At 39.8% G+C, this 9,977-nt stretch carries 9 protein-coding genes; 2 read left to right on the top strand and 7 right to left on the bottom strand.

Going from position 1 to position 9,977, the window contains the following annotated elements; genetic code table 11:
• Nucleotides 1–359 precede the first annotated feature (359 nt).
• Together O9290_RS26425 and O9290_RS26420 are read right to left on the bottom strand one after the other, a co-directional pair.
• Nucleotides 360–1,544 carry an ATP-grasp domain-containing protein gene (locus tag O9290_RS26425; protein ID WP_288058029.1) on the bottom strand — a complete coding sequence of 395 codons (1,185 nt, stop codon included), beginning with the start codon at nucleotides 1,542–1,544 and terminating at the stop codon, nucleotides 360–362.
• A 60-nt stretch (nucleotides 1,545–1,604) separates the two neighbouring features.
• Nucleotides 1,605–2,825 (bottom strand): hypothetical protein, encoded by a 1,221-nt coding sequence (locus O9290_RS26420; RefSeq protein WP_288058026.1) that lies wholly within the window; start codon nucleotides 2,823–2,825, stop codon nucleotides 1,605–1,607.
• Nucleotides 2,826–3,805: 980 nt separating this feature from the next.
• Between O9290_RS26420 and O9290_RS26415 the strand changes: the two genes are divergently transcribed.
• Nucleotides 3,806–4,483: a hypothetical protein gene (locus O9290_RS26415; RefSeq protein WP_004159248.1), complete on the top strand. Its 678-nt coding sequence runs from the start codon at nucleotides 3,806–3,808 to the stop codon at nucleotides 4,481–4,483.
• 54 nt (nucleotides 4,484–4,537) lie between these two features.
• Here O9290_RS26415 and O9290_RS26410 read toward each other — a convergent pair whose 3' ends face one another.
• The 5 genes from O9290_RS26410 to O9290_RS26390 all read right to left on the bottom strand — a co-directional run bounded on the left by O9290_RS26410 (nucleotide 4,538) and on the right by O9290_RS26390 (nucleotide 8,999).
• Nucleotides 4,538–5,476, bottom strand: a complete 939-nt coding sequence (locus O9290_RS26410; RefSeq protein WP_288058023.1) for a GDP-L-fucose synthase family protein — start codon at nucleotides 5,474–5,476, stop codon at nucleotides 4,538–4,540.
• A 12-nt stretch (nucleotides 5,477–5,488) separates the two neighbouring features.
• Nucleotides 5,489–6,571 carry a GDP-mannose 4,6-dehydratase gene (gmd, locus tag O9290_RS26405; RefSeq protein ID WP_061433247.1) on the bottom strand — a complete coding sequence of 361 codons (1,083 nt, stop codon included), beginning with the start codon at nucleotides 6,569–6,571 and terminating at the stop codon, nucleotides 5,489–5,491.
• A 115-nt stretch (nucleotides 6,572–6,686) separates the two neighbouring features.
• Nucleotides 6,687–7,028 carry a TIGR03792 family protein gene (locus tag O9290_RS26400; RefSeq protein WP_002757976.1) on the bottom strand — a complete coding sequence of 114 codons (342 nt, stop codon included), beginning with the start codon at nucleotides 7,026–7,028 and terminating at the stop codon, nucleotides 6,687–6,689.
• Between the two features lie 12 nt (nucleotides 7,029–7,040).
• Nucleotides 7,041–7,928, bottom strand: a complete 888-nt coding sequence (locus O9290_RS26395) for a ParA family protein (protein WP_002757975.1) — start codon at nucleotides 7,926–7,928, stop codon at nucleotides 7,041–7,043.
• A 15-nt stretch (nucleotides 7,929–7,943) separates the two neighbouring features.
• Nucleotides 7,944–8,999 (bottom strand): metallophosphoesterase family protein, encoded by a 1,056-nt coding sequence (locus tag O9290_RS26390; RefSeq protein ID WP_288055892.1) that lies wholly within the window; start codon nucleotides 8,997–8,999, stop codon nucleotides 7,944–7,946.
• Nucleotides 9,000–9,106: 107 nt separating this feature from the next.
• On the opposite strand from O9290_RS26390, the gene O9290_RS26385 reads away from it, so the two are divergent.
• The gene (locus tag O9290_RS26385; RefSeq protein WP_002764001.1) at nucleotides 9,107–9,577 is read left to right on the top strand and encodes a pyroglutamyl-peptidase I family protein; all 471 of its coding nucleotides are present in this window, start codon (nucleotides 9,107–9,109) and stop codon (nucleotides 9,575–9,577) included.
• Nucleotides 9,578–9,977: the final 400 nt, after the last annotated feature.

Below are 9,977 nucleotides of genomic sequence, written 5' to 3'. Positions count from 1 at the left end.
AAAAATTGCATTAATTCCGAAATTTCTAGGGTTGCCGCTTTTTGAGCCATCTTGGAATAATTTGACGTGCTGGTGGATTTCTAACTCACCCATTTTACCTTAGCTGACAATAATTATAAATTTTTATTTCCCTTGAATTCCTTATTCTAAAAACAGAACTATCTTCCTGAATTTACCCCGTTCGTTCTCAGCCAATCCCTTTGATTGCTTGAGTATTTATACTTAATTTATCCAACCAATTGTTTTTTTAGTGATCGCCTCTCCCTGAAAAATAGTCACTTTCTACTATATTTTGCCTTCCAAAATCGGGGTTAATGCTCTATTTATTTCAAAATGAGAATTGCTGCTGATCACTAATTCTAGGCTAATTTAATTGCTGCCGTGACTACCTCTTCTAAAGACTCTAACCAATGAAAGTTAACATCAGCTAAACTCTGACTGAGATCGATCGCTTTGCTGTCAGCTAGGACGCGAAAAATTATTTGTGGTACGGTGGGATTGGGAAAAGATCTGGGTTCCAAGGTTTGTCTTTCCTGTCGGGTGGCCCGAATCATCCGTTCGCCGCTGCCCCGGCTGGGTGATAATGGGCTATAACTGCGGTAGTAATTGCTAATAGTCTCGATCGCTTTTTGGCCAAAGTCGGGATAACTGATAATATCAACGATAATCACTTTTAAATCGGCCAATAGTTGGAATTGTTGCAGACCAGACTCTATTTGCTCGTTTAATTGCTCTAATTCTAGTCTTTCCTCCAGTATAAGCCATGCCGCCAGTTTTGCCCCCTTGCCTGCCAAGGCATCCCAGACAGTGGACATCAAACCCTGGCCATTGCTAATCACGGCTATTCGGCCGGTTTGATCAATTATCGACCAAGGGGATTGTAATTGGGGTGGGGTCAAAGCTAGGAGATCGAGATGTCTAGCTAAAGCGGCATCATTAACACTTATTTTGCCATCTAGGGCCATCACTTCCCCAGCTTCGTTGATACCCAGGGGATTAATCTCGATAATATCGAGATCTTTGCTGACAAAGAGACTATACATTTTTTCGAGAATTTGACTGATAGACTCGATCAAAGACCCTCTTAAACCCATAGATACGGCTAATTGCCGACAGAGATAGGGGGAAAATCTCTCTTCAATGACCACTTTTTGCATGGTTTCCAGTAAACTGTCCACATCCATTCCCCCTTGACTCGCACCCAGTAAAACCGGTCTTTGCAGATGATAATCAAGTAAAATGGCTAAAAATATCTCCTGTTGCGGATTATACCTGGCTTCTGCTAAGATTACCTCTGGATATTCTCCGGCGATCGGTAAATGAAAGATAGCATGGGCAGCAGCGATCGCATCAATGGTATTAGCGACAAATTTCACCCCCCCTGCTTTTCCCCGTCCTCCCGCTCGTACCTGGGACTTCAGCACGATGGGGTAGGGAATGTTTAATCTTTTTAGTCCCCCCGGTTCGTGGATTGGTTGGGAAGGTAAAATGGGGATGCCGACTTGAGCAAATATTTCCTTGGCTTGGTATTCGAGTAAATCCATAATTGATTAGTTGATAAAGTGGCAATTCTCTCTTTGCTCGTTTCAGTAGCTTGGGGACTATTAACTATCATAAGTTTGTGCAGTACCACAATGATAACAATAAGGTAAATTTTTATAAGTTAACTCATGGCAATGATGACATTCTACATATTGATAATAACCGCAATGGGGACAATGAGCATCTTGATTTTTAATCGTTTTAGCGCAGTTAATACATTGTGATTTTTGTACTCGTTTTGCTGCTTGAGACTTGGTATTAAAAACAAACTTTTGCAAAAATTTAATAATAGCAAAACCGAACAAAGGGATTAACAGAATATAAACATATTGAACTAAAAATACTAAACCTCCAAAGATAGCACCGATAATATCAAAAATGAATTGTGTAATAATACCAATTTGCAAAAATTCAAAAGCTTTGAAAATTAAAGGAATGAAGAAAATAACTAATAAATGCCAACTAATTAACGCTATTAAACCATAGCCGCGACTTTGGGCATACTGATTCACTAATAACGCAACAATTATTAATGGTGCTAAAAATAAAACTTGAAAACCTAATTGAATGCTAGGATACCAAAAAGTAGCATTTTTATAACCAGCTTCCACATCATTAAATTTACTTTCATTTCTCATGAAAGCAAGTAAATTTTGACTCGATGGTTTTTGTAGTAGTTCATTTTTTAGCTTAACAATTTCTTCTTTGATTTTTGATATTTTTTTATTATTTTCCTCTAGTTTCTGTTTTGCCTCTTCCGCTTTTACCCGGTTTATCGAATTGTTGGCAGACTGTCCAGCAATTTTCTCTAATAGGGTAGAATCATATTGACTTCTAATAATTCTATTATTATTTTCTAGTATATTAATATTATCTTGTTTTGTTTGTATTTTACTTAATAAAGTTTTATTTTCTTGATTATTTAACTTATTTTTAATATCAGCATATTGCAAACAAATTGGAGAAACTTTACCTAAATGTCCTATTTCTTCATCTTGATAATTATTATTTTTATAATCAACTAAAAAAGTTGTAATTAAATCATAATCTCTATCTGGACTATTATTTGTCTTGTAACTTGACCATTCGCTGTAACAAGTATATACTTGTTGGGGGCTTAAATGCCACCTACTAATATCATCTAATCCTGTAAAAACATTAACTAAGATGAAAATATCAACAATTATTATTACCAATAAACTTACTTTATTTAATGGTTTATCATTAATCCTTCTTGATCTCCTGAAAAACTGATTCCACAAATTATTAAGTTTAGTAAACATAATCTACTCCTAAGTACAGGACAAAAAGGATGATATTTGGAAACTTCCCGCGCTCTCCCCTATCTAAATGGAGCAAGAGGACTCCCGTTAAATTTCTCCTTAATTAAAAATATACCAGAAATTAACGGGAGATGAATTGCGACCACAGGGTGAGAGCATCTCAAAAGCTATTGACAATTGGCCAATTTTGTGATACGCATGGGCATTTCAGCTGATATCAGTCAATCAGAATAGTTACGAAATCTTAACATTTGGTCGATTTTTGCTTAACAATTGAGATGACAAATTCTCCTCAAATATGCCTGAATCGTCCTCTGGGCAAGGAACCCACACAAAGTTCATTTTGTCAAGGATTGTTAAGATGCGCTTCCCCTGAGCTTATGGATAAATTTATTGGTTTGAGTATGCTGATTTTTGGGTTTGTAATGATGGCCTTTAATCCAGCAGTTGGAGTGCTAGTGGCTCTTTTTGGGTTGATCGTGACTTGGAATAGCGAGAGAACTGTTTCTGTTCGATCACAGGACAGGGATAGGGTTCCTTGTCCTCATTGTGCTGAGTTAATTCAACCGAAAGCGAAGGTGTGCCGTTTCTCTGGGGCCAGGTTTAGATGACCCCTTGTCCTGAGTTTGGGATCGGTGGCAACCCGATCAGAGGTTTCTTCAGTTTTTTGTCACAATTGTTACATTTTTTCAGAGATTTTAATTCGATCGGGTGATTTTTTTTTGATAGGATTGAACCTATAATTTTCTCAGAAATAGTTCTTGTTCTCCATTAACCGTGCCAAACTAAGAACTGCGGACAAATCAAGAGTTTTGGCGTTTCAATAGACCAGATAAACTAATAACTGGCAGTTAGTAGGAAATCTCAGTTATTTTTTGCTAAAATTCTCCTTTTTCCCGCATTTTCTTGCTTGGAAACAAACTTTTTTCCGCTTTCGTCTCTGTCTTTAATTCGCTCCCACTAGGAAACTCAAGGGTAAGATGCTATATTTTCAAAAGCAGGGTCGTCATCATCCTCTGACCCTATTAACAATGCTTTTAAGTGCTTCTTTCGTTGTGGTCTCCCTCTCCTTGACTCCTGCGATCGCACGTCAATTCGCCCCAATTAACCCGATTAAACCGATTCCTTTGGGGAATGATCAATTAATTCCTGCCGGCACAGACATCCCTGTAAAATACGAGCAAGGGGAAAAAATTCTTTTAACCAAACAAGAAACTTTTTCTTTATCTCTGACCGTCACCGATAATATCAAAAATTCCCAAGGACAGACAATTATTCCCGATGGTAGTCAGATTATCGGAGAAATTAAACCTGATGGTCAAGGTTCGCGTTTTTTATCCCAAAAAATCTTTTTAAAAACCCGTCAACCCCAAGAAAAATCTATTGATGCTATTTCGGCAGTTTTCACTCGTCTAGAAAAGCTAATTAAAGGAGTTAACCCCGACAAAATTATTCAGGGTGCAGTATTAGGAAAATCCGCCGCTTCTGTCCTCGCTTCTTTTACTTCTGACCAACCGGTTAGCGAGGGATTATTACGAGGAGGGGGATTAGAAGTATTAGCCGGCTGGTTATTACGAGGAGAATCGGTGGAATTATTGTCAATTAACCCCAAGGAAGATTTAAAATTAACCCTTCGTTCTGATTTTACCGGGCAGTAAGCTGAAAAAAAATCTGGTGTGTTAGTTATTTATCTAACACACCAGCTATCTGGACTAAGCGGCGTTTTGTCGATACCATTCAATGGTTTTCCGCAAACCTTCTTTAAATTCCATTTGAGCAACAAAACCGAATTGTTCCCTAGCGCGGGTTGTATCTAAACAGCGTCGCGGTTGACCATTCGGTTTATCTATTTCCCAAACAATTTCGCCATCAAAACCCATTAAATCACAGATTAATTCCACTAAATCTTTGATAGAAATCTCATAATTTGTACCAAGATTAACCGGGTCTGACTCATTATAGAATTGACTGGCCATGACAATGCCTCGCGCTGCATCGGTGGAGTAGAGAAACTCCCGGGTTGGACTACCATCTCCCCAGACAGGAAGTTGTTTATCCCCCCGTTGTTGTGCCTCATAAACCTTGCGAATTAAAGCAGGAATTACATGGGAACTACCCGGATCAAAATTATCCTCTGGCCCGTATAAATTTACCGGTAAAAGATAAATTCCGTTGAAACCATACTGCAAACGATAGGACTCTAATTGTACCAATAAAGCCTTTTTAGCGATACCATAAGGCGCATTGGTTTCTTCGGGATATCCTGACCATAAATCGTCTTCATGGAAAGGTACTGGAGTAAATTTTGGATAGGCACAAATTGTCCCCACACAGACAAATTTTTGCACTCCTGCTAGATAGGCAGCATGAATTAATTGGGTTCCCATCATCAAATTATCATAGAATAATTCGGCGGGTTTTTCCCGATTGAGACCGATACCTCCCACATGGGCAGCCAAATGGATAATTAAATCTTCTTCGTTGGCTAAACGTTGACAGTTTTCCCAAACTCTTAAATCACAATCCTTTGACCGAGGAATTGTAATTTTTTCGGGATTTGCCCCCGCTGCAATTAATTGATTAACTACTTGCCGACCTAAAAATCCAGCCCCCCCGGTGACGACGATTCTCTGTTCGCTTAAATTCAGCATATTTTGACCTCTTTAATCCACAGTTGTCATTGAACGATTGCGAAGATAAGCCAAATCTTTTAATAACTGTCCGCTATCACCACCGTTATTAAGATTAATCCCCAAAGCCGCTAAATCCGCATCTACCATTAATTTTACCAGTCCCTCGAACGTTACCGACGGCTGCCAACCTAATTTCTCTCTGGCTTTTGTGGAATCTCCTATCAATAAATCCACTTCCGCTGGACGCAAATAACGTTCATCAAACTCCACATAATCCTGCCAATTTAAATTAACGTATTGGAAAGAAATATCGAGAAACTCCCGGATAGAATAGGTTTCATTTGTCGCCACTACATAATCATCTGGTTCTTGCTGTTGTAACATTAACCACATCGCCCGCACATAATCCTTAGCATAACCCCAATCCCGTTTAGAATCGAGATTTCCTAAATAAAGTTTTTTCTGTTGTCCGGCAATAATTCGGGCCAAAGCGCGGGTAATTTTGCGCGTGACAAAAGTTTCTCCACGACGAGGGGATTCATGGTTAAATAAAATGCCGTTACAGGCAAATAAGTCGTAGGATTCCCGATAGTTGACCGTTTGCCAGTGACCGTAAACTTTCGCGCAAGCGTAGGGACTGCGGGGATAAAATGGCGTGGTTTCTTTTTGGGGAACTTCCATGACTTTCCCGAACATTTCCGAGGAACCTGCTTGATAGAAACGGACTTCGATGCCGGTTCTTTTTTGGTAATCCCGAATTGCTTCTAGTAATCTTAAGACCCCTACCCCCACAGCATCGACGGTGTATTCTGGGGCATCAAAACTAACTCGCACATGGGATTGGGCCCCTAAATTATACACTTCTACTGGTTGCACTTGTTCGAGGATACGCCGCAGGGTCGTGCCGTCGGTGAGGTCGCCATAATGAAGAAATAATTTAGTATCGGGCTGGTGGGGGTCAGTGTAGATATGATCGATGCGATCGGTGTTAAAGGTGGAGGTACGACGGATGATACCGTGGACTTCATAGCCTTTTTCTAATAATAATTCGCTCAGATAGGAACCATCTTGGCCGGTGATGCCGGTAATTAGGGCGCGTTTAGCTTCAGTCATCAGTAATTTACCTAATCAGAAAGAATAAAGACTCTGACTGCTTATAGCACACTTTAGCCCCTCAGGACAAGTTTGGCTAGGTTGACAGGGGACAAAAAGATGAATTGATTTTTTATCAGGTCCCCAGAGAGCCTAAATTGTTCTGAAAATTTTCTCGAAATTTTCTGACCTGAAATTCCTTGACTTTGAGCAGTTGATAATTATCTTTTCCCATGGCTAGGGAAAATTTGGCTTCGGTGTCATCAAGTAAATTTTTGGAGATAGCTTTCCACTGTTCTTGTGTTTGCCAATGGACAACGATAATTAATTTTTCCTCGATGGCGGGATTAATCCAAAGCTCCTTACCTAAAAAACCAGGTTGTTTTGCTAAAAACTTTGTCCAAATTTCTTGATCTTTTTGGATAAATTTTTCCCTAGCTTCGGGTTTAACTTGAAATTCTAACCACTCAATGACCATAGTAATTATCTCCTATTTTTTGGCTTTCATCAAGAATTCTTCTGTGAGTTTCATAAAAGCTTTGGAACCACTAGAAGAGGGCATAGCTGCCACCACAGGCACGAACATATCCACAGCTTTAGCTACATTAACATCCATAGGAATCGCATTAGCAAAAATTTGATGGGCTTGAAAATCCTGTTGTACCCGGCGCATGACTTGATTATAGTAGCGACTGAGTAAACCACCACCGGAAAGAATAAAAACTATACCGAGTAAACCGGGGTTAATCGGTGCGGTTTCTTGATGACTAGCTTTCAGTTTAACTATTCTTCTTTCTAATAGCTGAATGCCGACAATTGATAAAGGTTCGGGACGGGCAGGTAGTAAATAAAAATGACTGCTACATAGACCACTACGAGTTAAAAGATTATAGCCTGGAGCGCAGTCCATGATAATATAATCGTAACGGTCTTGAATGGGGTCAATGATTTTTTGAATTAAGACTCTTTCCAGGTTATTCCAAGCATGATCAAAGCCTAAATCTTCCTGTAAAATTGCTTGGTGGTGCAGGGTTTCTGAGACGACATATTCATCATAAAGTTCGATGTCTCCCGGTAGTAAATCTAAGCCTTGTATTTCACAGACTGAAGGGACAATAATATCATCAATAGTTAATTTATTGTAGGGATTGGGTTTGATAATTGCTTCTAATAAATAGCTTAAAGTGCGTTTTTTGCGACGCAGTTGAGCGAATTCGTGGGGAGACATTAAGCTAAGAGTCGCACTGATTTGAGCGTCTAAATCGAGGACAAGGACTCGTTTTTGCTGAAATTTAGCTAAACAGGTGGCAAGGTTGACGGTAAGGGTAGTTTTTCCTACTCCTCCTTTCATATTAACGGTGCTGATGACAGTGGCCATTAGGGGAATTCCTTTCTAGTTAACCGATGGAATATCTCGACGTAAAACCTGCCCGTTGGGAGCCATAATCAAAGGAGGTAAACTGGTAATATTGATCGCCTCTTGGGTTTTCATGTCGTAGGTGGTGTAAACTGTTTCCTGTTGATGGGGATTAATATCGACAATTGTTAGGGTTTTTCTGGGCGCTTGTTCACTGTTCAATAACCGTCGCGGTCCACTGCCTAAAGCTCCCGCGTGTAATAATTGTAATTGCCCCCGTTTACCCGGATAGTAAGCGTGAGCGTGGCCACTAATATAAGTATGCACCTGATGGCCCTCTAAAAACGCTCTTAATTTCTCGGCATCGGCTAAATAATCCCCCGGTCGATTTCTGCCCACGGCAATACCGTAGAGGGGTAAATGACCGATTACTAGCCGCATTTTAGCATTTTTAGCGTCGCTACTACTCAAGTTTTTTGCTGCCCAATTTAGTTGTTCCTGAGAGATTAAATGAGTGGAGGCATCCCAAACTAGATAGAATATACCATTTTGAGTGAAAGTATAATAAAAAGGAAAGCCGGTTTTATCGATAAAATTTAAACTTGTATCATGTTGGGGGTTTTGCCAATAATCTTGGGCTAATTGTCTCTCTTTAGCATAGATAAATTTTCCTGCCGATAAAGCTCCAGAAGCGTCATGATTACCGATGGTAAAACCAAAAGGTATTTTAGCAGCTCGCAGGGGCGCGGCGATATGGCGATCAAAGGCTGACCACATGGCGTTAATTGCTGCCTCTGTCAAGCTGCTTTTTTGTCCTGCCACCATGTCGCCACCACAGAGGACCAGATCGGGTTTATTATTGATAATTAAAGGGATAGCTCGATCGATTTCGGGATCGTAAGTTGTGGAACCGTATTGACTATTAAGGTCACTAATCACAATTATCTTGACTTTTTTCGCCTTTTGTGCTTGTTTAACAGCCGACTCAGGGGGATTTTTGGAAGTAACAGGCTGTAAAATTTGATGAGCGCAAGCTACCAAGCTAAAACCACCTAAACTGCCACTGATCAGCAAAAATTTACGGCGTTGCATAGGATATCAATCTCGTCTTTAATTGAGGTCACGTCAGTTAGTATAGCAATTTTTGTCCCCTCGCTCGCTTTTTTGTTGATCATCCCAATTAACTATCAGGAGATAACTTGACAATTCTCTTAACTTCTTTTGCGCCTTGGTTATGCCATCACCGGAGTAATTCCTCCGATGATTTGTTAGTATCCATTCAAGATAATTATCCAAAAAAGCTTTTATTTTTGCGTCAACTTCCCGTTAATACCCATCGAGCCAGTGAACGAGTTATCAAAGCTATTCAAGACAAAAAGCCTGATTTCGTTATTTGTTGTGGCATGGCAGAAAGTCGTTATCGTTTAAGTTTAGAATCTCAGGCTAGGAGTAGCACAAAAAAGTTATTTACACCAATTCCTCTTAAGGATTTTGTCAAAGAGCTTGCCTATAGCTATATCAGCGATAATGCCGGTCAGTTTGTCTGCGAAGAATTATATTTTCAAATCTTAAAACATCATCCGAGAGCTTTATTCGTTCATGTGCCGCTTTTAACTGACAAAAATTTTGCCATTATTCAAAGAGATTTTCAAAAAATTATCAGTAAGTAGGGTTTGCTGAAAAAGTTTTTCCTAGGGGCAGGGTGTGGGGTGTAGGGTGTAGGGTTTTACCCATTTTCAGGTGGTCAACTACCTAATTTTCAGGGAAAAAGTACCTGATACTAAATCCGTTGAGTATAGGCTAGTTATGAGAAGAGGCACTCATGCAAGAGGCACTCATGCAAAGGGGAGAATAAATAATCAGTTTTTAATAACCGGATTTATTCTTAGGCAGTGGCTTCGACATCGCACTAACTGTCACTAGCTAACTTTTGACATCCTCGCCGCCCTAAAAGTGCGGCGATTCCTAAACCTCACGATTTAAGTTTCTGCTTCCACCACCGTCGCATACCACAGTTAAAAAACCATGTACTGTCTTACACAGAGTCCACAGACTTTCGCCCCATTTCAG

This window comes from Microcystis sp. LE19-41.2A (assembly GCF_027530405.1).
GTDB classification, from domain to species: domain Bacteria; phylum Cyanobacteriota; class Cyanobacteriia; order Cyanobacteriales; family Microcystaceae; genus Microcystis; species Microcystis aeruginosa.
This window is presented reverse-complemented; position numbering and strand designations above follow the sequence as displayed.

Bases quoted from the DNA above. Each gene is read 5' to 3' on its own strand.
- O9290_RS26425 (WP_288058029.1), bottom strand. From the start codon at position 1,544: ATGGATTTACTCGAATACCAAGCCAAGGAAATATTTGCTCAAGTCGGC.
- O9290_RS26420 (WP_288058026.1), bottom strand. From the start codon at position 2,825: ATGTTTACTAAACTTAATAATTTGTGGAATCAGTTTTTCAGGAGATCA.
- O9290_RS26415 (WP_004159248.1), top strand. From the start codon at position 3,806: ATGCTATATTTTCAAAAGCAGGGTCGTCATCATCCTCTGACCCTATTA.
- O9290_RS26410 (WP_288058023.1), bottom strand. From the start codon at position 5,476: ATGCTGAATTTAAGCGAACAGAGAATCGTCGTCACCGGGGGGGCTGGA.
- gmd (WP_061433247.1), bottom strand. From the start codon at position 6,571: ATGACTGAAGCTAAACGCGCCCTAATTACCGGCATCACCGGCCAAGAT.
- O9290_RS26400 (WP_002757976.1), bottom strand. From the start codon at position 7,028: ATGGTCATTGAGTGGTTAGAATTTCAAGTTAAACCCGAAGCTAGGGAA.
- O9290_RS26395 (WP_002757975.1), bottom strand. From the start codon at position 7,928: ATGGCCACTGTCATCAGCACCGTTAATATGAAAGGAGGAGTAGGAAAA.
- O9290_RS26390 (WP_288055892.1), bottom strand. From the start codon at position 8,999: ATGCAACGCCGTAAATTTTTGCTGATCAGTGGCAGTTTAGGTGGTTTT.